The 22,710-nt window shown below is 64.5% G+C and carries 24 protein-coding genes; 21 read left to right on the top strand and 3 right to left on the bottom strand.

Translation table 11 applies throughout. The features are described from left to right. Window positions 1-27 precede the first annotated feature (27 nt). On the bottom strand, window positions 28-894 hold the full coding sequence (locus PCJ49_RS20415; protein WP_153202592.1) for a chorismate mutase: 867 nt from the start codon (window positions 892-894) through the stop codon (window positions 28-30). Between the two features lie 193 nt (window positions 895-1,087). Between PCJ49_RS20415 and PCJ49_RS20410 the strand changes: the two genes are divergently transcribed. The 15 genes from PCJ49_RS20410 (at window position 1,088) to gyrB (ending at window position 13,922) form a co-directional block, all read left to right on the top strand. Continuing rightward, the gene (locus PCJ49_RS20410) at window positions 1,088-2,296 is read left to right on the top strand and encodes a homoserine O-acetyltransferase (RefSeq protein ID WP_269912553.1); all 1,209 of its coding nucleotides are present in this window, start codon (window positions 1,088-1,090) and stop codon (window positions 2,294-2,296) included. 3 nt (window positions 2,297-2,299) lie between these two features. Further along, the gene (metW, locus tag PCJ49_RS20405; protein WP_269912552.1) at window positions 2,300-2,920 is read left to right on the top strand and encodes a methionine biosynthesis protein MetW; all 621 of its coding nucleotides are present in this window, start codon (window positions 2,300-2,302) and stop codon (window positions 2,918-2,920) included. 209 nt (window positions 2,921-3,129) lie between these two features. Next, on the top strand, window positions 3,130-3,270 hold the full coding sequence (locus PCJ49_RS20400) for a hypothetical protein (protein WP_160105436.1): 141 nt from the start codon (window positions 3,130-3,132) through the stop codon (window positions 3,268-3,270). A gap of 160 nt (window positions 3,271-3,430) precedes the next feature. After that, a complete protein-coding gene (locus tag PCJ49_RS20395) occupies window positions 3,431-3,760 on the top strand; it encodes a lipopolysaccharide assembly protein LapA domain-containing protein (protein WP_269912551.1) in 330 nt (109 codons plus the stop codon). A gap of 73 nt (window positions 3,761-3,833) precedes the next feature. Continuing rightward, window positions 3,834-4,304, top strand: a complete 471-nt coding sequence (locus PCJ49_RS20390) for a MaoC family dehydratase (protein ID WP_269912550.1) — start codon at window positions 3,834-3,836, stop codon at window positions 4,302-4,304. A gap of 161 nt (window positions 4,305-4,465) precedes the next feature. Next, a complete protein-coding gene (locus PCJ49_RS20385; protein ID WP_269912549.1) occupies window positions 4,466-4,786 on the top strand; it encodes a multidrug efflux SMR transporter in 321 nt (106 codons plus the stop codon). Between the two features lie 76 nt (window positions 4,787-4,862). Continuing rightward, window positions 4,863-6,035 carry an acyltransferase gene (locus tag PCJ49_RS20380; RefSeq protein ID WP_269912548.1) on the top strand — a complete coding sequence of 391 codons (1,173 nt, stop codon included), beginning with the start codon at window positions 4,863-4,865 and terminating at the stop codon, window positions 6,033-6,035. 86 nt (window positions 6,036-6,121) lie between these two features. Beyond that, window positions 6,122-7,297 (top strand): winged helix DNA-binding domain-containing protein, encoded by a 1,176-nt coding sequence (locus PCJ49_RS20375; protein WP_269912547.1) that lies wholly within the window; start codon window positions 6,122-6,124, stop codon window positions 7,295-7,297. Between the two features lie 153 nt (window positions 7,298-7,450). Then, entirely contained in the window at window positions 7,451-8,569 is a 1,119-nt protein-coding gene (gene dnaN / locus PCJ49_RS20370; protein ID WP_269912546.1) for a DNA polymerase III subunit beta, read from the top strand. A 64-nt stretch (window positions 8,570-8,633) separates the two neighbouring features. Then, window positions 8,634-8,858 carry an antitoxin MazE-like protein gene (locus tag PCJ49_RS20365; RefSeq protein WP_269912545.1) on the top strand — a complete coding sequence of 75 codons (225 nt, stop codon included), beginning with the start codon at window positions 8,634-8,636 and terminating at the stop codon, window positions 8,856-8,858. After that, a complete protein-coding gene (locus PCJ49_RS20360; RefSeq protein ID WP_269912544.1) occupies window positions 8,845-9,174 on the top strand; it encodes a type II toxin-antitoxin system PemK/MazF family toxin in 330 nt (109 codons plus the stop codon). Before PCJ49_RS20365 ends, PCJ49_RS20360 begins: the two co-directional genes overlap by 14 nt. Window positions 9,175-9,506: 332 nt before the next feature. After that, window positions 9,507-9,764 (top strand): AbrB/MazE/SpoVT family DNA-binding domain-containing protein, encoded by a 258-nt coding sequence (locus PCJ49_RS20355; RefSeq protein ID WP_153202603.1) that lies wholly within the window; start codon window positions 9,507-9,509, stop codon window positions 9,762-9,764. Continuing rightward, window positions 9,757-10,158: a type II toxin-antitoxin system VapC family toxin gene (locus PCJ49_RS20350; protein WP_269912543.1), complete on the top strand. Its 402-nt coding sequence runs from the start codon at window positions 9,757-9,759 to the stop codon at window positions 10,156-10,158. The genes PCJ49_RS20355 and PCJ49_RS20350 overlap by 8 nt, the downstream gene beginning before the upstream one ends. Then, complete coding sequence (recF, locus tag PCJ49_RS20345) at window positions 10,155-11,318, top strand: DNA replication/repair protein RecF (protein ID WP_269912542.1); 1,164 nt, start codon at window positions 10,155-10,157, stop codon at window positions 11,316-11,318. The genes PCJ49_RS20350 and recF overlap by 4 nt, the downstream gene beginning before the upstream one ends. A gap of 54 nt (window positions 11,319-11,372) precedes the next feature. Then, a complete protein-coding gene (gyrB, locus tag PCJ49_RS20340) occupies window positions 11,373-13,922 on the top strand; it encodes a DNA topoisomerase (ATP-hydrolyzing) subunit B (RefSeq protein ID WP_269912541.1) in 2,550 nt (849 codons plus the stop codon). A gap of 123 nt (window positions 13,923-14,045) precedes the next feature. Here the strand turns inward: gyrB and PCJ49_RS20335 are convergent, their stop codons facing one another. Both PCJ49_RS20335 and PCJ49_RS20330 read right to left on the bottom strand, forming a co-directional pair. Continuing rightward, window positions 14,046-14,624 (bottom strand): carboxymuconolactone decarboxylase family protein, encoded by a 579-nt coding sequence (locus tag PCJ49_RS20335; RefSeq protein ID WP_269912540.1) that lies wholly within the window; start codon window positions 14,622-14,624, stop codon window positions 14,046-14,048. A gap of 58 nt (window positions 14,625-14,682) precedes the next feature. Further along, window positions 14,683-15,600 (bottom strand): rhodanese-related sulfurtransferase, encoded by a 918-nt coding sequence (locus PCJ49_RS20330; RefSeq protein ID WP_269912539.1) that lies wholly within the window; start codon window positions 15,598-15,600, stop codon window positions 14,683-14,685. Window positions 15,601-15,904: 304 nt separating this feature from the next. Between PCJ49_RS20330 and PCJ49_RS20325 the strand changes: the two genes are divergently transcribed. From PCJ49_RS20325 to PCJ49_RS20300, 6 genes are all read left to right on the top strand, one after another. Continuing rightward, complete coding sequence (locus tag PCJ49_RS20325) at window positions 15,905-16,432, top strand: DUF3576 domain-containing protein (protein WP_269912538.1); 528 nt, start codon at window positions 15,905-15,907, stop codon at window positions 16,430-16,432. Window positions 16,433-16,516: 84 nt separating this feature from the next. Beyond that, on the top strand, window positions 16,517-19,102 hold the full coding sequence (leuS, locus tag PCJ49_RS20320; RefSeq protein ID WP_269912537.1) for a leucine--tRNA ligase: 2,586 nt from the start codon (window positions 16,517-16,519) through the stop codon (window positions 19,100-19,102). Between the two features lie 194 nt (window positions 19,103-19,296). After that, the gene (gene lptE, locus PCJ49_RS20315) at window positions 19,297-19,803 is read left to right on the top strand and encodes an LPS assembly lipoprotein LptE (RefSeq protein ID WP_089290669.1); all 507 of its coding nucleotides are present in this window, start codon (window positions 19,297-19,299) and stop codon (window positions 19,801-19,803) included. Between the two features lie 12 nt (window positions 19,804-19,815). Further along, window positions 19,816-20,847, top strand: a complete 1,032-nt coding sequence (gene holA / locus PCJ49_RS20310) for a DNA polymerase III subunit delta (RefSeq protein WP_269912536.1) — start codon at window positions 19,816-19,818, stop codon at window positions 20,845-20,847. A gap of 27 nt (window positions 20,848-20,874) precedes the next feature. Then, on the top strand, window positions 20,875-21,570 hold the full coding sequence (locus PCJ49_RS20305) for a DJ-1/PfpI family protein (protein ID WP_269912535.1): 696 nt from the start codon (window positions 20,875-20,877) through the stop codon (window positions 21,568-21,570). A gap of 604 nt (window positions 21,571-22,174) precedes the next feature. Next, window positions 22,175-22,627, top strand: coding sequence for a helix-turn-helix transcriptional regulator (locus PCJ49_RS20300; RefSeq protein ID WP_269912534.1), 453 nt, complete (start codon window positions 22,175-22,177; stop codon window positions 22,625-22,627). Window positions 22,628-22,710 lie beyond the last annotated feature (83 nt).

Genomic DNA, 22,710 nt, shown 5'->3' with positions numbered 1-22,710 from the left:
CATCGCAATGACAATAGCGTGTCCCCCTCACCCCTTGGGCAGGGTGATGGGGGTGGCATAGGCGCCGATAGGCAACATGCGGGTGGCGCTTTCGCCCAGCTTCAGCGTCGCGGCATCCAGGCGCGCATCCCCCGCATCCACGAAGCCCTCCACCTCCACCAGATGCACGGCACCGCCGCCACCGGGCAGATGGTGGGTGCGCAGTTGCAGGGTGGCAAAGCCGGCCGCTTCCAGCACATCCTTCAGCCGGCCCCGGCTGACATCCTGGCCCACTTCCACCGCCAGCAGGGTGCGGTCATCGCCCGTGGCTTCCGCCGGGACGGCGGCCAGCACCAGGGCGTCGCCGCCCTCACGGCCAACCTGCTGGCCGGTCTGGCGCAGGAAGGGCAGGCGGGCAATGATGCGCGGGGTCTTGGGATCGGGGGAGACGAGGAAACGCCACCAGGCGTCGTTATCATCCTCTTCCGGCCAGGGCACCACGGCGACGGTGGCCGTCCCCTCCGACACGGCGCGCAAGGCGGCCATGGGGGTATTGACGGCGATGGTGGGGGTGGCGCTGCCGAAATGGTCCCGCGCATTATCCCAGAGCGGGCTGCGCTGGTCATCCGGGCAGACCACGGCGACGCCCAGCGGCCCCTGCACGCGGGTAAAGGCCGATACCATCTCCCGCCAGATGCGGATCAGGGCCTGCAACGGGAAGGGGCCGCTATGGCGGGCCACCAGGGTGCGGATAATCTCCGCCTCCCGTCCCGGCCGGATGAAGGGACGGCCCGGAGGCTTCACCCGCCCCACCTCCTGCACCACCTCGGTGCGACGCAGCAAAAGGGCGTGAATCGCCGCATCGATCTCATCGATCTCGCGGCGCAGATCATCAAGCGTGGGGGTCGGGGACATGGATGGCCGGAAATTTGTCCGTGCAGGGCCGGATAGTAGTAGTCGCCACCCCCGGTAAAATCAAAGAAAACATTGACACCCGTGCCCCCCCTTTCTAGCTCTACTTGCCCAACCGGACCCGTGCATCCCCTGCCCGGCCGGCCCTGACCGTTATCGCCGCCGCTTTTTGCGTGCGCCTTCGATGGAACGCCCGGTGACTGAAACGCCCGCCCTTTTCCGCGATTGTGGCCCGGCCGAACCCGCGCGTTCCATCGTGCTGGGCAAGGATACGCCCCTGATGCTGGATAGCGGGGTGGAACTGGGCTGCTTCCGGCTGGCCTATCAGACCTATGGCACACTGAATGCCGACCGCTCGAACGCCGTGCTGGTCTGCCATGCGCTGACGGGGGATCACTTCGTCGCCGAAAAGCATCCGGTGACGGGCAAGCCCGGCTGGTGGAACCTGATGGTCGGCCCCGGCAAGCCGATTGATACCGACCGATTCTTCGTCATCTGCTCCAACGTCATCGGCGGCTGCCTGGGCAGCGAGGGGCCGAAGGAGATCAACCCCGCCACCGGTCAACCCTGGGGCCTGTCCTTCCCCGTCATCACCATCGCCGACATGGTGCGGGCGCAAAAGATGCTGGTGGAACATCTGGGTATCCGCCAGCTGTTCTGCGTCATCGGCGGGTCGATGGGCGGGATGCAGGTGCTGCAATGGGCCGTCTCCTATCCGGAAATGGTTTATTGCTGCCTGCCCATTGCCACGGCGGCCCGCCACAGCGCCCAGAACATCGCTTTCCATGAGGTGGGGCGCCAGGCCATCATGGCCGACCCGGAATGGCGCGGCGGGGATTATCTGAACCAGAATACAAGGCCCACCAAGGGGCTGGCGGTGGCCCGCATGGCCGCCCACATCACCTATCTGTCCGAACCGGCCCTGCACCGCAAATTCGGGCGCAACCTGCAGAACCGGGCCGCCATCACCTTCGGCTTTGATGCGGATTTCCAGGTGGAAAGCTATCTGCGCCACCAGGGCATCAGCTTTGTGGAGCGGTTCGACGCCAACTCATATCTCTATATCACCCGCGCCATGGATTATTTCGATCTGGCCGCCGACCATGGCGGGGTGCTGGCCAATGCCTTCCGGGTGAAGGGGGCGGACGGGGTGGAACGACCCACGCCGGTGCGTTTCTGCCTGATCAGTTTCTCCAGCGACTGGCTGTTCCCCACCAGTGAAAGCCGCGCCGTCGTCCATGCGCTGAACGCGGTGGCGGCCAATGTCAGCTTTGTGGAGGTGGAGACCGACAAGGGCCATGATGCCTTCCTGCTGGATGAGCCGGAATTCTATCAGGTCGCGCGCGGTTTCATTGAAGGCAACGCCCAGCGGCGCGGCCTGACCAGCACGGCCAAGGGGGCCTGAACCATGGCGATTTCCGGTCCCCATATCCGCACCGACCTGGAAAGCATCACCGCCTGGGTGGATGAAGGCGCCCGTGTGCTGGATGTCGGCTGCGGCGAAGGCGAATTGCTCTATGCTTTGGTCCATCGCAAGAAGGTGGATGGGCGCGGGCTGGAACTGTCGATGGACGGGGTGCGCCGCTGCGTCGGCCAGGGGCTGGCGGTCATCCAGGGCGATGCCGATACGGATCTGAAGGATTACCCGTCCAACAGCTTTGATTACGTGATCCTGTCACAGACGCTGCAGGCCACCCGCCAGCCGCGGGAAATATTGGAACAGCTGGTGCGCATCGGCCGGCACGCCATCATCTCCCTGCCCAATTTCGGTTATTGGCGGGTGCGGATGGAATTGCTGCTGAAGGGGCGGATGCCGGTCACCGACCGGCTGGGCTATGATTGGTACAACACACCCAATATCCATTTCTGCACCATCCGCGACTTCGTGATGCTGTGCCAGGACATGGGCATCCGCATTGAACGCAGCCTGATCCTGGGCGCCGATGAAAAGGTGATCGACGCCCCCGCCGATAGTGGGCGGGCCAATTGGTGGGGCGAACAGGCCTTGTTCCTGTTGCAGCGCACATAATATCATTTCGTATAGTCCATACAAAAGGTCATGTTCGAACCCTTGCCGGGGGCCGGGAATGGGCGCACAGTTCCATTACGGTCCGGTTGCAGTTGGATGACAGGTTAGGCCCCCCAGCTACTCCCACCCCCCGCCTGTGGCCGGACCGCCATGTATCTCACGCCATCGCCGGTTGCACCCGCGGTGGTGGGATGTAAGGGAGGTTCAAGATGCGTCGTCATGCTTATGCTTACACTGAAATCACCAGCTCCTTGCGTCAGGCCCGTGAGCGCCTGGAACGGCTGGAACGCATCTCCACCGCCCTGCTTGGTCTGTCTTTCGCCCTGCTGATTGGCGCGGCGATCATGTGACAATCCGCCTGTCCCCCATGGGCGGCATTGACCGGGGTATGCCGGTTGTCTCCGTACCGAGCGTATTTCCTGGAAACTTTCGACGGCCCCGGCGTTATGCTCGGGGCCGTTTCTTTTTGGGCCTTTCCTCCGGCCCCGCCCAAATGGGGAGCATGAACCCGTGCGTTATCTTTCCTGGATCGTCACCCTGCCGCTGGCAGTCATCGCCATTTCCTTTGCCATCTCCAACCTGACCCCGGTGCAGCTCAGTCTTTGGCCCCTGCCCTTTTTCGTGGAAGCGCCGGCCTTTGCCCTGGTGCTGGTGACGCTGGTGCTGGGTTTCCTGCTGGGGGGCTTGACCGTCTGGGTCGGCCAGCACGGCCACCGCAAGGCGGAGCGCAAGCATCAGAGCCGCGCCGACAAGCTGCAAAAGGAACTGGACCTGCTGCGGGCGGAAAAGGCGGCCGGCACTGCCGACACCCCCATCGGCCAGACCTTGCCGCGCGTCTGATCCCCCTTTCCGCCCCGCCCGTTTTCAGGCCATAGTGCAACCTGAATCAAACGAGTGTTTAAAAGGGGGCGTCATGGCAGCACCGGTTATTCCCTTGGCCGATTATCCGGGCCTGGTCGGTCAGCAAGTCGGCGTATCGGACTGGGTGACGGTCGATCAGGCGATGATCGACCGATTCGCCGACCTGACGGGCGACCGGCAATTCATCCATGTCGATCCGCTGCGGGCGGCCCAGACGCCGCTGGGCGGCACCATCGCCCACGGTTTCCTCACCCTGTCCCTGCTGGGCGGCATGGGGATGGAGATCATCCCATTGCCCGCCGGCATGGCGATGAGCATGAATTACGGTTTCGACAAGCTGCGTTTTCTGGCGCCCGTGCGCAGCGGCGCCCGCGTGCGCGGGCGTTTCACCCTGTCGGGTCTGGAAGACAGGGGCAAGGGCCAGCATATGCTGCATTATGCCGCCAGCATGGAGATTGAGGGGGAGACCAAGCCAGCCCTGGCCGCCGACTGGTTGATCATGGTGGTGATGGCCCCCAGCTGAGGGCAAACCCGCCCTGCCGGTCACCGGCTTGACCGGACAGAAGTCTGAAACCATATGGCAATCACGACATTTCCCCTGCACAGGCGATCCGGGACGGCCCGGATCGCCGGGGAAAGCGCCATAGCGGGGACGGCCCCTTCGACAAAGGGGAGATTCCCGCCATGGCGTGGTTTTACCTGCTGGCCGCCGGCCTTGCTGAAATCGGCTGGGCCATCGGCCTTAAATATACGGACGGTTTCACCCGTCCCCTGCCCACGGCCCTGACGCTGCTCTCCATGCTGGTCAGCATCCTGCTGCTGGGGCTGGCGCTGAAGACATTACCCCTGGGCACTGCCTATGCGGTCTGGACCGGGATCGGCACCGTGGGCACGGTGCTGGCCGGGATGCTGCTGTTCGGGGAACCGGCCGATGCCCTGCGGCTGGGCTGCATTGCCTTGATCGTGGCGGGCATTGCGGGGCTGAAATTTCTGGCAGCAGGATAATCAGCAGGGAAGGGCTGATCATGTGCTAAGCCAATGATCAGCCCTTCCCCGAACCGCCAGACATAGACTTTCTCTAATGAAACCAGCCGAAAAACGCACCCTGCGCCTGCCGGGTCTTGATCTGGTGCGCGCCGTCGCTATCGCGTGGGTGATGATCTATCACGCCATGAATTTTGGTCTGGTGCCGGCAGGGGACAACTGGTTCGTCCAGTTCGGCTGGATGGGGGTAGACCTGTTCTTTGTGCTGTCCGGCTATCTGATCGGCGGCCAGTTGCTGCGCCCCCTGGCCGCCGGGCGGCAGCCAGATTATGGGCTGTTCTTCGCCAAGCGGCTGTTACGCACCCTGCCGGCCTTTCTGGTGGTGATCGCCCTTTATGCCCTGGTGCCAGAAGCCCGCGAACGGCCCGCCATGCAGCCGCTTTGGCAGTTTGTGACCTTCACGGAAAACCTGCTGCTGCCTTACCAGGGGATCGGCAAAACCTTTTCCCATGTCTGGTCGCTGTGCGTGGAAGAACAGTTCTATCTGGTCTTCCCCCTGGCCGTGCTGTTGCTGGGCAACCGCCCGTCGCCACGCAAAACCGTGCTGGCCCTGCTGGCGGTGGTTTTGCTGGGGATCGGCCTGCGCGGGTTCCTGTGGCTGTCACAGGTGGCCTCCCCTGCTTTCGATCCGGCGGCGGCCCCGCAGGTGACGCCCTATATGAACCTGATCTATTTCCCAACCTGGAGCCGGCTTGACGGGTTGCTGGCCGGGGTGGCGCTGGCCCTGGTCCGGGCTTTCCGCCCCGATCTCTGGGCCCGGCTGACCGCCCGGCCCACCCTGCTGCTGGTGGCAGGCCTGGCCCTGATGGCGGCGGCCATCCTGCTGTTCGACGACCAGATAACCGGCCTGTTGGGCACCATGCTGGGCTTTCCCCTGCTGGCCACCGGCGTTGCCCTGATCGTGGCCGCCGGGGCCGAGCCTAAGGGTTTGATCGGCACCCGTGCCCTGCCGGGGGCGGGCGCGTTGGCGGCGGGGGCCTACAGCCTCTATCTCAGCCACAAGATCGCCTATCACGTCGCCCAGACTTGGCTGATCCCGGCCCTGGGCCTGTCCGGCTGGGCGGGTTTGACGCTGGCCATCGGTCTGGCCCTGTTGTTCGGGGCGGTGTTGTATTGGGCGGTGGAACGGCCCTTCCTGCACCTGCGCGACCGTTGGCTGGCCCGGTTCAAGCCAAGGCCCACCCCTTCCTATGGCATGGCGGCGGAATAAAGGGCGGCACTATCCGTTCCCTTATTGTTCCCAAGATCATCTTGCGTCATGCTGGGCCGATATGACGGGAACAAAAGGCCACCCACGTGACAACCACCCCGCTTGCCATCGGCCTTGACCAGGCGCTGGCCTTTCGTCTGCACCGACAGCATCTGCTGGAACCGGCGGCGGATGGGCTGGCGGCGGCGGGCAGCCTGATCGGGGCGCAGGCGCAGGTTCATTCCGCCGCCCTGTTGCAACTGCGTGCCCGCGCCGCCGCCGGGGTGGATGATGCGGCGCTGGAGCGGGCCCTTTATGCTGACCGGTCGCTGGTGAAGCTGTGGGCCCACCGGTCCACCCTGCATTTGTTTCCCGCCACCGACCTGCCCATGGTGCTGGGGGTGCGGGGGCTGCACAGTGACGCCTATCAGAAATGGTACAGCCGGGAGGGGTTGCCGCCGGAGCAGGTGGCGGTCTTGATCGGGGCCATCAGTCAGGCCCTGGCCGACGGGCCGCATAGCCGCATGGATCTGTCGCGCCGGCTGGTGCCGCAACTGGGCGATTGGGCCAAGCCGTGGCTGGAACATAGCTGGGGCGGGGTGCTGAAACTGGCCTGTGCGCTGGGCCATCTCTGTCATGGTCCGGCCATGGGGGCGGAAAGCGAGGGGGAAGCCGGCCTGCGGGAAGCGCGTTTCGTGCGGCTGGAAAGTTGGCTGCCACCCGGCACGCCCATTACCCCGATGGCGGGGCGGGCGGCGGTGGCGGCCCTGCTGCGCCGTTATCTGGCCAGTTTCGGCCCCGCCAGCCCGGCGGATTTCCGCAAATTCAGTGGCCTGCCCGCCGGCCCGGTGCATCAGGGCTTTGCCGATCTGGCGGGAAAGATCACCCCCGTTGCCATCGCCGGCAAGCCCGGCTTCTTCATCCTGGTCGATGATGGGGAGGCGTTGCACCAGGCCGAGCATGTGCCCGGCCACCTCACCACCCTGCCCTTGTTCGATCCCTGGCTGCTGGGCCATCAGGATACCGGGCAATATCTGGACGACCGGCACCGCCCCGCCATCTATCGCACCGCCGGCTGGATCAGCCCGGTGGTGCTGCGCCAGGGCCGGGTGGTGGCGCATTGGAGCCACCGGCGGATCGGGGCGGCAGGCGGGCGCAATAAGCCGCGCTGGCAGGTGACGCTGACCCCGCTGGAGAAACTCTACAAGAAAGAGCTGCCGGCCATCACCCGGGCCCTGCGGCGGCTCTCTGGCGGGCTGGCGGTGGATCTCGTCAATCCATAAGCCATGCGATGCAGCAAAGCCCTGTCATGCGCGCAAGCTTGTGCTATGGTGTCGCCCCCTTCTCTGGCCGCCGGGGTGGCCGGGTGGGGATTCGTGTAACCATTCCCCTGTCCCTTGGACCGACCATGGGGCGACAAACCGACCGGGTTCAGGATGAAGATCACCATCGAACGTGCCGCCCTGCTTCGCTCCCTCGGGCATGTGCAGAGCGTTGTCGAGAGGCGCAACACCATCCCGGTCCTGTCCAACGTGTTGCTGCGCGCGGAAAATGGCGAGCTGTCGCTGACCGCCACCGACATGGATCTGGAGATTGTGGAAAGCGTGCCGGCGGATATCGCCCGGCCCGGCTCCGCCACCGCCCCGGCTCACACGCTGTATGACATTGCCCGCAAGCTGCCCGATGGCAGCCAGGTGGAGCTGGATGCCTCGGGCGATGTGCTGACGCTGCGCTCTGGCCGTTCCAACTTCAAGCTGGGCACCCTGCCGGTGGATGATTTCCCGCAGATGACCCAGGGCGACCTGCCCCATCGGTTCAGCCTGACCGTCGGTGCCCTGAAGGGGCTGATCGACAAGACCAAGTTCGCCATCTCCACCGAAGAGACGCGCTATTACCTGAACGGCATCTATATCCACGCCACCAAGCCGAAGGCCGGTGAAACCGCCGCCCTGCGCGCCGTCGCCACCGACGGCCACCGGCTGGCGCGGGTGGAAGTGGGCCTGCCGGAAGGGGCGGAGGCCGTGCCCGGCGTCATCATCCCGCGCAAGACTGTGCTGGAAGTGCGCAAGCTGCTGGATGAGGCAGCCGACAGCATCGAGGTGCAGCTGTCCGACACCAAGGTGCGCTTCGCCTTTGACAGCATCACCCTGACCTCCAAGCTGATCGACGGCACCTTCCCGGATTATGAACGCGTGATCCCCGCCGGCAATGACAAGACGCTGGAAGTGGATGCCAAGCTGTTCGCCGCCGCCGTCGACCGCGTGGCCACCATCTCCACGGAGAAGTCGCGCGCCGTGAAGCTGGCCCTGGGCAAGGGCGTGCTGACGCTCTCCGCCACCTCCCCCGATGCCGGTTCGGCGACGGAAGAGATTGAAGTGGTCTATGAGCAGAGCGCGCTGGAGATTGGTTTCAACAGCCGTTACCTGCTGGATATCACCTCCCAGATCGAAAGCGGTGTCGCCAAATTGCAGATGGCCGACAGCGGCTCCCCCACCATCGTCCGCGATGCGGCCGATGGTTCGGCGCTTTATGTGCTGATGCCGATGCGGGTGTGACCCGCTGCTTGCCCAGCCCCTGCGTTACGCGTTACACTGATGCGTAACGCAGGAGACTCTTCTGATGGGACAGGCGGCTGAACGGGTAAAGGCGTTTCGGGAGCGCAAGCGGGCGCAGGGGTTGCGGGAAATCCGTCTGTTCATCCCGGATGCCCGTTCCCCCCAGTTACGTGCCCGGATCGCCGAACAAGTGGCCCGCCTTGATCCGGTCGCCGAGGCTGATGCCATGGACTGGATCGAGTCTGTCAGCGACTTTGATAATGAAGACCTGACGGATGCAACGCGGTGATGTGGTGGTGGTCGCCACCAATGGCGACTATGGGAAGCCACGCCCGGCGGTGATCCTGCAAACCGATGCGTTACCGCCAACCCATCAGTCCGTTATCCTTGTCCAATTCACCAGCGATCTGGCGGACGCCGATTTCCGGGTCACGATCGAACCCAGTGCGGAAAACGGCCTGCGCGCCCGCTCCCAATTAATGGCGGATAAGCCGGTCACGGTGCGCCGGGATCGCATTCAGCAGGTGATCGGGCATTTATCGCGGGATGAAATGGCGGAGCTGACACGGGCCGTCGCCTTTGTGATCGGTCTGGCAGACGCATAACCTGTTCACCGCCGGACCGATGATGCATCGGTCGAAAAATTTTCTTTTTACTTCAATGCATTACCCTCATCATCCCCGTCACCCCGGCGAAGGCCGGGGTCCAGTTCGTAAAGCAAAGCGCTCGCCATTCTGGACCCCGGCCTTCGCCGGGGTGACGGAGCGAGGGCAGTAGGTATTGATTAAAAACACATCTCCGTCGAAGACAGAGATGGAAGCCCAGCCCCCCGGCCCCGCGTCGGGGCATTTTCTTTTACCCCTGTGCCATGCAGGCAATCTTGACATGGGTGGGCGCAGTGTCAGATTCTGTGAATGTGACACACAGGAACTCTCCCATGCCCGCCACCACACAAGCCAACCTGACGGTCGCCCCGAATGGGCGGGTGGTCATCCCCGCCGGGATGCGGGCGGCCATGGGCATCCCGGAAGGGGGACGCGTAGTGGCGCGCCTGGTGGATGGCGCGGTGATACTGGAGCCGATTGCCGTGGCGATAAAGCGTGCCCAGGATTATGTGCGCCAGTTCGTGCCCGAGGGCGTCAGCCTTGCCGATGAGGTGATCGCCGAACGCCGGGCCGCCGCCGATCATGAGTGATCCTGTGCTGGATTGTTCCGCCCTGCTGGCCTTTCTGCTGCGGGAGCCGGGGGCGGAACAGGTGGAAGCCATCCTGCCCGCCGCTGCCATGTCCGCCGTGAATTTCACCGAAGCGCTGACGAAACTGGTCGAACGCGGCATCCCGCCGGCCAATGCGCGGGATGTGGTGCTGGGGCTGGGGATCGAGATTGTCGATTTCGACGCCGATCAGGCCGTCCGTGCCGCCGCCCTGCGGGAGCCGACGCGTAAAGCCGGCCTGTCCTTAGGCGACCGGGCCTGTCTGGCGCTGGCCCTGCAACGGCAAGCCCCGGCCTTGACCAGTGACAAGGCGTGGCTGCGCCTGCCCGCTGCCGGCCTGCCCCCGATCATCTGCATTCGCGGCGCTGCATCTTGACCCACCCCACCCTTGCCGTCACCCGCCTGACCCTGACGCGCTTCCGTTCCTATGCCTCTGCCCGGCTGGAATGTGATGCGCGGCCTGTTGTGCTGACGGGGGAGAATGGGGCCGGCAAGACCAATCTGCTGGAAGCGGTCAGCTTCCTGGCTCCCGGTCGCGGGATGCGCCGGGCCAAGATTTCAGACGCAGAGCGCATCGGCGACAGCCGTGCGGCCGACTGGACCGGTGGCCCCGGCTGGGCCATTGCCGCCCAGGTGCAGACCCCGCTGGGGCCGGTGGAAATCGGCACCGGCCGCGACCCGGCAGGCGGGGAGAGTGAGCGGCGGCTGGTGCATATTGATGGCCGCCCCGCCAAGGGCCAGATCGCACTGGCCGAGCATGTCGCCGTCGTCTGGCTGACGCCGCAGATGGACCGGCTGTTTCAGGAGGCGGCGTCGGGCCGCCGGCGCTTCCTGGACCGGCTGGTGTTCGGCTTTGATCCCGGCCATGCCGGACGGCTGACCAAATATGAAAATGCCCTGCGCGAGCGTGCCCGCATCCTGCGCGACGGGCCGGTTGATCCGGCCTGGCTGTCGGCGCTGGAAGACCAGATGGTGGAAACCGGCATCGCCGTGGCCGCCGCACGGGCGGAAATGGTGCGGCGGCTGGAAGCGGCCGCCTCCCAGGGTGTCGGCCCCTTCCCCGCCCCCGGCATCCGCATGGCCGGCGCCATTGATGAGCTGCTGGCCGACCGCCCGGCGCTGGAAGCCGAGGAAGGTTTCCGCCGTGCGCTGGCCGACGGGCGGCGGGTGGATGCGGTGGCCGGCGGTGCCGGCATCGGCCCGCATAAATCCGATCTGGCTGTCACCTACCGTGCCAAGAACATGCCGGCCGAACTGGGCAGCACGGGCGAGCAGAAGGCCCTGCTGATCGCCATCGTGCTGGCCAATGCCCGGCTGATGAAGGCCGAAACCGGCACCCCGCCGCTGCTGCTGCTGGATGAGGTGGCGGCCCATCTGGATGAAGGCCGCCGACAGGCCCTGTTTGATGAGATTCTGGCCACCGGCGCGCAAGCCTGGATGACCGGCACGGATGCGGAAATCTTCCGCCCGCTGGGGGAACGCGCCACCCATATCCAGGTCGCCCAATCGCAGCTAAGCCATGCGGAAATTTGGTAGGCTGAATACGCTTTTACCCCTCTTTTTGCGCCCTTTCTGATAAACTCCGCCACCATGACCCAGACTGATCTCCCCCCCATCGAACCCACGGCCCCGCAGCAGTCGGAGGAGTATGGCGCCAGTTCCATCAAGGTCTTGAAAGGCCTGGATGCGGTGCGCAAACGCCCTGGCATGTATATCGGTGACACCGATGACGGGTCCGGCCTTCACCACATGGTCTATGAGGTGGTGGACAATGCCATTGATGAGGCATTGGCCGGCCATGCCGACAAGGTGGATGTGCGGCTGAACGCCGATGGCTCGGTGACGGTGCGCGACAATGGGCGCGGCATCCCCGTCGATCTGCATGAGGGTGAGGGCGTGTCGGCGGCTGAGGTCATCATGACCCAGCTTCATGCCGGCGGTAAGTTCGACCAGAACAGCTATAAGGTGTCCGGCGGTCTGCATGGCGTGGGCGTGTCGGTGGTGAACGCGCTGTCGGAAATCCTGGACCTGCGCATCTGGCGCCAGGGCCGGGTATGGGAAATGCGCTTCTCCCACGGTGACGCCGTGGCCCCGCTGGCCGATGCCGGCGAGGCACCTTTGGTGACAGAAGGCCCGCGCAAGGGCAAGCACCTGACCGGGACGGAGGTGACCTTCCTGCCGTCGAAGGCCACCTTCACCAAGACGGAATTTGATTTCCAGACCCTGGAACACCGGCTGCGTGAGCTGGCCTTCCTGAATTCCGGCGTGCTGATCCTGTTCACCGACGCGCGCGGGGTGGAACCACGCACGGTGGAACTTTATTACGAAGGCGGGCTGGAAGCCTTTGTGCAGTATCTGGACCGGTCCAAGACCCCCCTGCACAAGCCCGGCATCTATGCCAAGGCCGAACGCGCATCGGAAGCGGGCGTGCCGATCGGGGTGGAAGTCTCGTTGCAGTGGAACGACAGCTATCACGAGACGACGCTGTGCTTCACCAACAACATCCCGCAGCGCGACGGCGGCACCCATCTGGCCGGTTTCCGCGCTGCCTTGACCCGCACGGTCAATAAATACGCGGAAGAAAGCGGCATCCTGAAGAAGGAGAAGGTGGCGCTGGCCGGCGACGATATGCGCGAAGGCCTGACCTGCATCATCTCCGTCAAGGTGCCGGACCCGAAATTCTCCAGCCAGACCAAGGACAAGCTGGTCTCGTCCGAAGTGCGCCCGGTGGTGGAATCGATCTGCGCCGATGCGCTGTCCACCTGGTTTGAGGAACATCCCGCCGATGCCCGCAAGATTGTGGGCAAGGTGGTGGAAGCCGCCGCCGCGCGTGAGGCCGCGCGCAAGGCCCGCGAACTGACCCGCCGCAAGGGGGCGCTGGATATGGCCAGCCTGCCCGGCAAGCTGGCCGACTGTCAGGAACGCGATCCGGCGCTCTCCGAACTGTTCATTGTGGAGGGCGACTCGGCCGGCGGTTCGGCCAAGCAGGGCCGTTCGCGCCAGAATCAGGCCATCCTGCCGCTGCGTGGCAAGATCTTGAATGTGGAGCGGGCGCGCTTTGACAAAATGCTGTCCTCGGCCGAAATCGGCACGCTGATTGCGGCGCTTGGCACCGGTATCGGGCGCGATGAGTTCAATATTGAAAAGACGCGCTATCACAAGATCATCATCATGACGGACGCCGACGTCGACGGCGCCCATATCCGTACCTTGCTGCTGACCTTCTTCTACCGGCAGATGCCGGAAGTGATTGAGAAGGGCTATCTCTACATCGCCCAGCCGCCGCTTTACCGGGTGAAGCGCGGTACGGCGAAGGAGCGGTATCTGAAGGATGATCGGGCGCTGGAAGATTACCTGATCGGCCAGGGCACGGATGACGTTTATCTGGTCGGCCCCATGGGCGACCAGCGCGGCGGCGATGATCTGCGCGGGCTGGTGGAACAGGCGCGCGCTGCCCGTTCCGCCGTGCAGACGCTGGCCCGCAAGGCCGGCAACCGCGATGTGGTGGAACAGGCCGCCATCCTGGGCGCCTTGACGCCCAAGCTGCTGGATGACATGCCGCGCGCGCTGGAACTGGCGCAGAATCTCGCCGGCCGGCTGAACGAGCTGGCCCGCCGCCGGGCGGTGACCAGTGGCGACGCCCTGGCCAGCGACACCAACGCCGCCGCCATTGGCGGCTGGACGGGTGATGCCGGCATTGACGGGCTGATCCTGTCCCGCACCCGCCGGGGCGTCACCCATCGCCATGTGCTGGATATTGACCTGCTGAAAAGCGTGGAGGCCCGTCGCCTGGACGCGATGCAGGAGCATCTGGCCGCCACCTATACCGATGAAGCCACCCTTCGCCACCGGTTGAAGGATCTGCGCGCGGTCACCGGCCCGTCCTCCCTGTTCGAAGGGGTGATCGACCAGGGCCGCCACGGTCTGACCATCCAACGCTATAAGGGCCTGGGCGAAATGAACCCGGATCAGTTGTGGGAAACCACGCTGGACCCGGCCAACCGCTCCCTGTTGCAGGTGAAGGTCAACCACGCCGACGAGGCTGAGGATGTGTTCAGCACCCTGATGGGCGACGTGGTGGAACCCCGCCGCGCCTTCATCCAGGAAAACGCGCTGAAGGTGGCGAATCTGGACGTTTGATGGGGTGGGGGTGCGGACTATCAAGGTTTGTGCCCCCTCTCCCGTCACCCATGCTGCGGCCGGGGTGACGGTTGAGAGGCGAGCGACGATTAGGGATATTCCCCAACCTTCAACAAAAGCCCCTCACCCCACCGGCTTGCCAATCGGGCAGACCTCTTCCCGATCCACGATGTCAAAGGTGAAAATCCATTTGGCGATGCCGGTCAGGATGGCGGCCACGAAGCCCAGTTCCACGATCTGGCCATCATCATAATGGGCACGCAGACGGGCATGAAGGTCGGCGGACAAATGCCCGTCCATGTTCTGCAGCGTCATTTCATCCGCCAGCGCAATCACCGCCCGGTCCTTCTCGTCCCATACCGGGGCGTCGGGCGTGTGGATGGCGTCGATCATTTCCTGGGTGATCCCGGCGGCCAGCGCGTCCAGCGTGTTGGAGCGGTTGCAGAGCTGGCAACCATGCTGCTTGGACAGCTTGATCCGCAGCAATTCCTTGCTGCGCACATCCACCCGCATTCCCGTTAGGCGGTTATAGAAAATGCCGCCGTAAAATTCCTCGAAATACCAGCGCATGATATCGGGCTGGTGGGCCATCACCTCAATGATGGTGCCGTCGCCGGTCTTTTCCACGCAGCGATGAAAGGCCGCCGCGATGGACGGGCTCATCGCCGCCAGCGGTACGCGTGGCATCACAGTGTTGGGCATCGGGCAGCTCCCTGTTAAATGACATTAAGATATATCATTTAACGGAGAGCACAAAAACTCAATCGCGCGGCCCCAGATGGCGGGCACCGCGCTGGCGGGCCAGCGTGATCTGGCGCTGGCGTTCGCGCAGCGCCGCCCGCCGGGCCGGCTCATCGCGGTCGGCACAAGCGGGACAGGCCACCCCTTCCTCAAACCGTGGATCGGCGCGGTCGGCCGCTGTCAGCGGCGCGCCACAGCCCAGACAGGCGCTCACCCCTTCCACCGGCACCAGCCCATGGCCCAGCGCCACCCGTTCATCAAAGACGAAACAGCCGCCGGACCACAGGCTGTCTTCCGGCCCGATGCGCTCCAGATAATTCAGGATACCGCCCTTCAGGTGGTAAACCTCCCCAAACCCTTCGGCCAGCATGAAGGCGGTGGCCTTCTCACAGCGGATGCCGCCGGTACAGAACATGGCGACGCGGCGGTGCCGCTGCGGGTCCAGTTCGCGGCGGACATAGGCGGGAAATTCGCCGAAGCTGGCCGTACCGGGGTCCACCGCGCGCTGGAAGGTGCCGAGCGCCACCTCAAACCCGTTGCGGGTATCGATGACCAGGGTGTCCGGATCGCTGATCAGGGCGTTCCAATCCTCCGGCTCCACATAGGTGCCGACCTGCCGGGTCGGGTCGGCGGAGGGTTCCTTGATGGTGACGATCTCCCGCTTCAACCGCACGCGCAGGCGCAGGAAGGGCATGGTTTCATCCGCCGACCAGCGCGGTTCCAGCGGCTCTGCCAGCCCGGCGGCCTCGGCAATGGCCGCAATGGTCCGGCGCATCGCATCCGGTTCGGCAGCCAGGGTGCCGTTGATGCCTTCCGGCGCCACCAGCAGCGTGCCCTTCACCCCTTCAGCGTCACACAGCGCATAAAGCCGGTCGCGCAGGCCCGCCGGGTCGGCGATGGGGGCGAAACGATAAAAGGCGGCGATGGCATAGGTCATGGCGGAAGGGCTGGCTTTATCGATGTCAGGGACTCGTGGGCTTTTCGGTGGCTGGCGGCTGGGATGCAAGGGCAAAAAGCGGGGGGCGGGAATGGTCCCGGCAATGATGTGGCTGCCGCATCATCCAGACCATCCCCGCCCGACCTTGGGATTTTTATGGATTTAACGCCTGAATCCCGCCTTGATTGCGTGTAAAGCATACGCCGCCACCCTGGCCTCAAGCGCCCGGCCTTGCCTAGAGCCGGCTTTTTTGCTCTAAGGGTGGCTCTGTCTTTCCCGCTGGCTGTTCCCAGGTGGCTTGCCCATGTCCTTGCGTGCCCTGTCCATGATCGGTCGAACCGCCCTTTTGGGCTCCCTGGCCCTCGGGTTGTCCGCTTGCGGTGTGCTGAAAAGCGTCGGCCTCGGTTCGTCCGAGCCGGATGCCCCGCAGCCCAATCAGACGTTCCGTCAGAACAGCGATGGCAGCGCCGGCATGAATGTCGCCGCCCGCCCCGCTGGTACGGTGGCCGTCAATGCTTTCCTGTGGCGTGCCGCCCTGGATACGGTGGAATTCATGCCCATCACCCAGGCCGACCCCTATGGTGGCATCATCCTGACTGACTGGTACGCCCCGCCGGCCACCCCGACGGAACGTTTCAAGGTCAATCTCTACATCGTCGATGCCGCCCTGCGTGCCGATGGCGTGCGCGCCAGCGTGTTCCGCCAGGTACAGCAGAATGGTGTCTGGCTGGATGCCCCGGTCACCACCGAAACCCGTACCCAGTTGGAAGACAGCGTGCTGACGCGCGCCCGCCAGCTACGTCAGCAGGCTGTCGCCGCTGAGGCGAAGTAAATCAAGATCGCGCCGGGCGGCAGCCCCTGTAACGGGTGACGCCCGGCGAAGCGACACCCGTTACCCCTTCCAAGGCTGCCCCCGATGTCCCGCTACAATGTCCGTGAAACCGAAGCCAAGTGGCAGTCCATCTGGGACGAGCGCCGCAGCTTTGCCGTCACCGCCGATCCATCCAAGCCCAAGACCTATGTGTTGGAAATGTTCCCCTATCCATCGGGGCGCATCCATATGGGCCATGTGCGCAATTACACCATCGGCGACGTGATCGCCCGCTATAAGCGGGCCAAGGGTTTCAACGTACTGCACCCGATGGGCTGGGACGCCTTCGGCCTGCCGGCGGAAAATGCGGCCCTGGAGCGGAACACCCATCCGGGCACCTGGACCTATGAGAACATCAAGGCGATGCGCGCCCAGTTGAAGACGATGGGCCTTGCCATCGACTGGGAGCGGGAAATTGCCACCTGCCGGCCGGAATATTACCGGTTCGAACAGAAGATGTTCCTGGATTTCCTGAAGGCGGGGCTGGCCTATCGCAAGGAAAGCTGGGTCAACTGGGATCCGGTGGATAATACCGTTCTGGCCAATGAACAGGTGATTGACGGGCGCGGCTGGCGCACGGGTGCGCTGGTGGAAAAGCGCAAGCTGTCCCAGTGGTTCCTGAAGATCACCCATTTTGCTGACGAACTGCTCTCCGCCATCGGTACGCTGGACCGCTGGCCGGAGAAGGTCCGCATCATGCAGGAGAACTGGATCGGCAAGTCCCAGGGCTGCCGCTTCTTCTTCGAGCTGTCGGATGGGCACGCCGATCTGGAAGTGTTCACCACCCGGCCCGATACGCTGTTCGGTGCCAGCTTTGTGGCCATCAGCCCGAACCATCCGCTGGCCGCCACGCTGGCGGAAGGTGATGCCGATCTGGCTGAATTCATCGCCGAATGCAACCGCATGGGCACCAGCGAAGCCACGCTGGAACAGGCGGAAAAGAAGGGCTATCGCACGCCGGTGACGGCCGAGCATCCCTTCGTCAAGGGCTGGCACCTGCCGGTCTATGTCGCCAATTTCGTGCTGATGGAATATGGCACGGGCGCCATTTTCGGCTGCCCGGCGCATGACCAGCGCGACCTGGATTTCGCCCGCAAGTACGATCTGCCGGTGAAGCCGGTGGTGGTGCCGGCCGATGCCGATCCCGCCAGCTTCCAGGTGGGGGCTGAGGCCTATGCCGGCCCCGGCCTGCTGCGCAATTCCGACTTCCTGGATGGGATGGAAGTGGAAGCGGGCAAGAAGGCCGCCATCGCCAAGATTGAGTCCCTGGGCCGTGGCCAGGGCACGACCATGTTCCGCCTGCGCGACTGGGGCGTGTCGCGCCAGCGTTACTGGGGCTGCCCGATCCCCATCATCCATTGCCCGGATTGCGGCGTGGTGCATGTGCCGGAAGACCAGTTGCCGGTGACCCTGCCGCCAGACGTGACCTTCGACCAGCCGGGCAACCCGCTGGCCCGCCATGCCACCTGGAAGCATGTGAAGTGCCCGTCCTGCGGCAAGGATGCGGAGCGGGAGACGGACACGTTCGACACCTTTATCGAGTCGAGCTGGTATTTCCTGCGTTTCGCCGACCCGCGCAACGAACAGGTGGCGTTTGACAAGGAATTGGTGAAGTACTGGCTGCCGGTCGATAATTATATCGGCGGCATCGAACATGCTGTGCTGCACCTGCTCTATTCCCGCTTCTGGACCCGCGCCCTCTCCCATGTCGGTTATCTGGATCTGCCGGAACCGTTTGGCGGCCTGTTCACCCAGGGCATGGTGACCCACGCCACCTTCCAGGATACTGACGGCAAATGGATGTTCCCCACCGATGTGGATATCCAGGGCACGACGGCAAAAAAGATTGCCGATGGGTCGCCGGTGACGGTCGGCCCCGTCATCAAGATGTCGAAGTCGAAGAAGAACGTCGTCGATCCGGAAGGCATCATCGGTTCCTATGGTGCCGATGCCGCCCGCCTGTTCATGATGTCCGACAGCCCGCCCGACCGCGATCTGGAATGGACCGAGGCCGGCATTGATGGCGCCTGGCGCTATATCAACCGCCTGTGGCGTCTGGTGACGGAACCGGGCTTTGACCTACCCGCCGCCAACAGCGCCCAGCCGGACAGCTTCAGCGCGGAGGCGACATCCATTCGCCGCGCCGCCCACAAGGCAGCCGCCGGCGTGGGGGAGGATATCGAGGGTTACCGCTTCAACAGCGCGGTCGCCAAGCTGCGCACCTTCACCAACGCGCTGGGTGATGCCCTGTCCAAGCTGGCGGCCAAGGGCACGGTCGGCGCGGATGAGGGTTGGGCCGCCCGCGAGGCGCTGGAGTACATGGCGCAGATCGTGCAGCCGGTGATGCCGCATCTGGCCCAGGAAATGTGGGCCGAACTGGGCCATGGTGACCTGCTGGTGGAACGCCACTGGCCGGTGGCCGATCCGGCCCTGGTGGTGGATGACAGCGTCACCATGGGTGTGCAGGTGAATGGCAAGCTGCGCGCCACGCTGACCCTGCCGCGCGACTGCGCCCAGGATGTGGCCCAGGCTGCCGCACTCGCCGATGCCAATGTGCAGCGCGCGCTGGACGGCAAGGAACCGCGCAAGGTGATTGTGGTGCCCAACCGCATCGTCAATATCGTGGCGTGATGGGATGGGGGCCGGGCGACCGGCCCCTGTTATCTAATTGCTTTTCCTCCGTCATCCCGGCGAAGGCCGGGATGACGGAGATAAAGACGGTAGGATAAGGTGAGGCAACTAAGGGGCCACGCCAACCACCCATGGCCGCCGCTCCCCATCCGCGTTAAACTGCGCCGCCGCCCCTGCCAGGGAACGATTAGTCCATGTCCAAGCGCCTGATTGCCGCCGCCCTTATCGCCCTGCTGCCGCTGGCCGGCTGCGGGTTCCAGCCGGTTTATGGCACACGGGCCGGCGGCGTGACGGCCGGCATGGCCCTGGCCAATGTGCAGATCGACCCGATCCCCGACCGTAACGGTCAGGTGCTGCGCAATAACCTGATCGACCGTTTTTATAGCGATGGACGCCCGGCCGACCCGCGTTACCGGCTGGCCGTCGCCCTGTCGGCGGCCGAAGAGCAGTTGGGCATCCAGAAGGATGCCACGGCCACCCGCGCCCGCCTGCGCCTGCAGGCCAATTATGAACTGATCGATAATCACAGCGGTCAGGTGGTCTATCGCACCTTCTCCCGCTCCGTGATCAGCTTCAACCTGCTGGACAGCCAGTTCGCCGTGCTGGCCAGCCGCCAGGGCGCCTATGACCGTGGCCTGACGGAACTGGCCGACGATATCCGCACCCGGCTGTCGCTCTATTTCGTCCGCGAAGCCCGCTGAGGGGGTGGCTTCGTGAAGGTACAGCCCCGCAACGCCGACGCCTTCGCCAAACGCCCCAGCCCGGCCACCCGGCTGGTGCTGTTCTATGGCCCCGATCCGGGCTTGGTGCGCGAACGCGGCAAGCTGGCCGCGCAATCCGCCTGCGCCGACCTTTCCGACCCGTTCCGGGTGACGGAGATGAAGGCCGATCAGGTAACGGGCGATCCGGCCCGACTGTCCGATGAAATGGCCGCCATCGCCCTGACCGGCGGGCGCCGCGTGGTGCGGCTGCGCGATGCGGATGAAAAGCTGGCCACCGCCATCATCGGCCTGCTGAAGGCCATGCCCCCCGGCGATACGCTGCTGGTGGTGGAGGCGGGTGAACTGGACGCCCGTTCCAAACTGCGCAAGGCGGTGGAGGATGCCGGCGAAGAGGCGGCATCCATCGCCTGCTATGTGGAGGGGGAGGACGAGCTGGCCGCCACCATCGGCCGCATGATGGTGGACCATGGGATGCAGATCGATCCGGAGGCGCGCGACTGGCTGGCCGGCAATCTGGTCGGCGACCGCGCCATGGCCCGCAGCGAGATCGACAAGCTGGCGATCTATATGCTGGGCGAAAAGCGGGTGACGCTGGCCGATGTGCGCGCCGTGATCGGCGACAGTGCCGCCCTGGACCTGGATGAACCGGCCATGGCCGCCGCGTCCGGCGATCTGGCGGAGGTGGATCGCAGCCTGCGCCGCCTGTTCGCCGATGGCACCAGCACGGTGGCCATCCTGCGCGCCGCCCAGCGGCATTTCCAGCGGCTGCATCAGGCGGTGGCCCATATGGCCCATGGCCAGACACCGCAGCAGGCGGTGAAGTCGCTGCGCCCGCCCGTCTTCTTCAAGCTGGAAACGCCGATGGTGGCCCAGGTGCGGCGCTGGACCCTGCCGCTGCTGGCCCAGGCCCTGACCCGGCTGGTGGAAGCAGAGGCCGACGCCAAACGCACCCATATGCCAGACGAAACAATCTGCGCCCGTACCTTCTTCCAGCTGGCGCAATGGGCCAAACGCGGCGGGTGATGCCGTAAAGACCGGGAGGATTGGGCGATGAATGTGGCGATGCTGCTTTATCCCGGCCTGACCCAGTTGGACCTGACCGGCCCGTTTGAGGTGCTGGCCCGGTTGAAGGAACTGACAATCCATCTGGCCTGGAAGGATACCGGGCCCGTCACCGACAGCGGCGGCCTGCGCCTGCTGCCGACGGTGGATTTCGCCCAGTGCCCGCCGGCCGACATCCTGTTCGTGCCCGGCGGCCCCGGCCAGCTGGCGCTGATGGATGACACGGTCGTGCTGGATTTCCTCTGTGCCCAGGCGGCCCAGGCCCGCTATGTCACCTCGGTCTGCACCGGATCGCTGCTGCTGGCTGCGGCCGGGCTGCTGACCGGCTATCGGGCCACCTGCCATTGGCTGTCGCTGGAGCAATTGGCCCTGTTCGGCTGCGAGCCGGTGGCCGAACGGGTGGTGGTGGATCGCAACCGTGTTACCGGCGCCGGCGTGACCTCGGGCATTGATTTCGCCCTGGTGCTGGCCGAACTGCTGTTGGGGCGGGAGCGGGCGGAGACAACCCAGCTTTCCATGGAATATGACCCAGCCCCACCCTTTGCCGCCGGCAACCCGCAACAGGCGCCCGCCGATCTGGTGGCCCAGCTGCGCGAGCGTGCCGCAGGTTTTCAAACCCGCCGCTGGGAAGCCGCCCGCCGCGCCGCCACCCGGCTGGGCTTGTATGCTGACAAGGATTTTTAAGCCAAAGGCGATTTGGACACGAAACCGCGTATCGCCGATACAAATTTGGGAACCGAGTGGGCTGTAGACACAAATTCGTGGGCGGGGACACGAATTCGTGACCAGAAGCCACTTCAGATCAGATTTTTTGACGCGGCCAACGTCATTCCCGTACGCAATGCTGTCTGTATCAAACGATCCGCATCGAACGGCCGCCTGGGTGCGGCAAAACGTCTAAGCCAGTTTTCTGAACTGACCGAGGCTGAAATCGCCCGGTTGGAGACCATCATACTGGCAGCCATGCACAGTACGCCGACCTAACCGTTCCGGCATACAATTGAAGCTATTGCTCAGACATTACTGGGCGACGATTTCCGGTTCTAGAGCCGTGATATCCTTTGGCTATGTGACCGAAAGAACTATTGGCACAGCCAGAGGGCGTGTTCATCTTCATAACACGTCGCTTCTGTAAAAAAAGCCCCCACACTCATACAGCTTTAGGAAAGCCATCGCAAAAGGCGCAGAAGCCGGTGGCCTTACATCCCGAAGCATAGGGCAAAGAACTTGACGTCATGCAAACGTATGTCGCAGGATCAGCCCATCCGCCAATCTGGAGGTTGTTAAAATGCAAACCGCAACCCGTGGCCGTCGTGGTGGCGGTCGTCCCAAGCTGGGTAAGCCCAATCCGATCGATGTGCATGTCGGCGCCCGCGTCCGACTGCGCCGCACCCTGCTGGGTATGAGCCAGGAGAAACTGGGCGAGGCCATTGGCCTGACGTTCCAGCAGGTGCAGAAGTACGAACGGGGTGCCAACCGCATCGGTGCTTCCCGCCTGTTCGACCTGTCCCGCGTGCTGGACGTGCCGGTCTCCTTCTTCTTCGACGACATGGCTGACCCGGAAAGCGGGGAGAACACCAGCGCGCCGTCCGCCATGCCGGAAGCCGGTGAGCCGGACCCGATGGCCAAGCGCGAAACGCTGGAGCTGGTGCGCGCCTATTACCGCATTACCGATCCCGGTGTGCGCAAGCGCATCTTCGAGCTGACCAAGGCTGTTGCTTCGGCCGCCGACGCGGCCTGAGCAGGGGGAAAGGGTGAAATGCCAGCAAACGGCTGTCACCCTCTCTTGACCACATCGGTAAAGCTTGCGACAAACACGCTGCA

This window comes from Niveispirillum sp. BGYR6 (assembly GCF_027568365.1).
GTDB lineage: Bacteria > Pseudomonadota > Alphaproteobacteria > Azospirillales > Azospirillaceae > Niveispirillum.
The sequence above is the reverse complement of the archived record's forward strand: the minus strand, read 5'-3'. Positions and strand labels throughout refer to the sequence as shown.

Coding starts and splice junctions, on each gene's coding strand:
- PCJ49_RS20415 (WP_153202592.1), bottom strand. CDS start 894: ATGTCCCCGACCCCCACGCTTGATGATCTGCGCCGCGAGATCGATGAG.
- metW (WP_269912552.1), top strand. CDS start 2,300: ATGGCGATTTCCGGTCCCCATATCCGCACCGACCTGGAAAGCATCACC.
- PCJ49_RS20400 (WP_160105436.1), top strand. CDS start 3,130: ATGCGTCGTCATGCTTATGCTTACACTGAAATCACCAGCTCCTTGCGT.
- PCJ49_RS20390 (WP_269912550.1), top strand. CDS start 3,834: ATGGCAGCACCGGTTATTCCCTTGGCCGATTATCCGGGCCTGGTCGGT.
- PCJ49_RS20385 (WP_269912549.1), top strand. CDS start 4,466: ATGGCGTGGTTTTACCTGCTGGCCGCCGGCCTTGCTGAAATCGGCTGG.
- PCJ49_RS20380 (WP_269912548.1), top strand. CDS start 4,863: ATGAAACCAGCCGAAAAACGCACCCTGCGCCTGCCGGGTCTTGATCTG.
- dnaN (WP_269912546.1), top strand. CDS start 7,451: ATGAAGATCACCATCGAACGTGCCGCCCTGCTTCGCTCCCTCGGGCAT.
- PCJ49_RS20365 (WP_269912545.1), top strand. CDS start 8,634: ATGGGACAGGCGGCTGAACGGGTAAAGGCGTTTCGGGAGCGCAAGCGG.
- PCJ49_RS20360 (WP_269912544.1), top strand. CDS start 8,845: ATGCAACGCGGTGATGTGGTGGTGGTCGCCACCAATGGCGACTATGGG.
- PCJ49_RS20355 (WP_153202603.1), top strand. CDS start 9,507: ATGCCCGCCACCACACAAGCCAACCTGACGGTCGCCCCGAATGGGCGG.
- PCJ49_RS20350 (WP_269912543.1), top strand. CDS start 9,757: ATGAGTGATCCTGTGCTGGATTGTTCCGCCCTGCTGGCCTTTCTGCTG.
- gyrB (WP_269912541.1), top strand. CDS start 11,373: ATGACCCAGACTGATCTCCCCCCCATCGAACCCACGGCCCCGCAGCAG.
- PCJ49_RS20335 (WP_269912540.1), bottom strand. CDS start 14,624: ATGCCCAACACTGTGATGCCACGCGTACCGCTGGCGGCGATGAGCCCG.
- PCJ49_RS20330 (WP_269912539.1), bottom strand. CDS start 15,600: ATGACCTATGCCATCGCCGCCTTTTATCGTTTCGCCCCCATCGCCGAC.
- PCJ49_RS20325 (WP_269912538.1), top strand. CDS start 15,905: ATGTCCTTGCGTGCCCTGTCCATGATCGGTCGAACCGCCCTTTTGGGC.
- leuS (WP_269912537.1), top strand. CDS start 16,517: ATGTCCCGCTACAATGTCCGTGAAACCGAAGCCAAGTGGCAGTCCATC.
- lptE (WP_089290669.1), top strand. CDS start 19,297: ATGTCCAAGCGCCTGATTGCCGCCGCCCTTATCGCCCTGCTGCCGCTG.
- PCJ49_RS20305 (WP_269912535.1), top strand. CDS start 20,875: ATGAATGTGGCGATGCTGCTTTATCCCGGCCTGACCCAGTTGGACCTG.
- PCJ49_RS20300 (WP_269912534.1), top strand. CDS start 22,175: ATGCAAACCGCAACCCGTGGCCGTCGTGGTGGCGGTCGTCCCAAGCTG.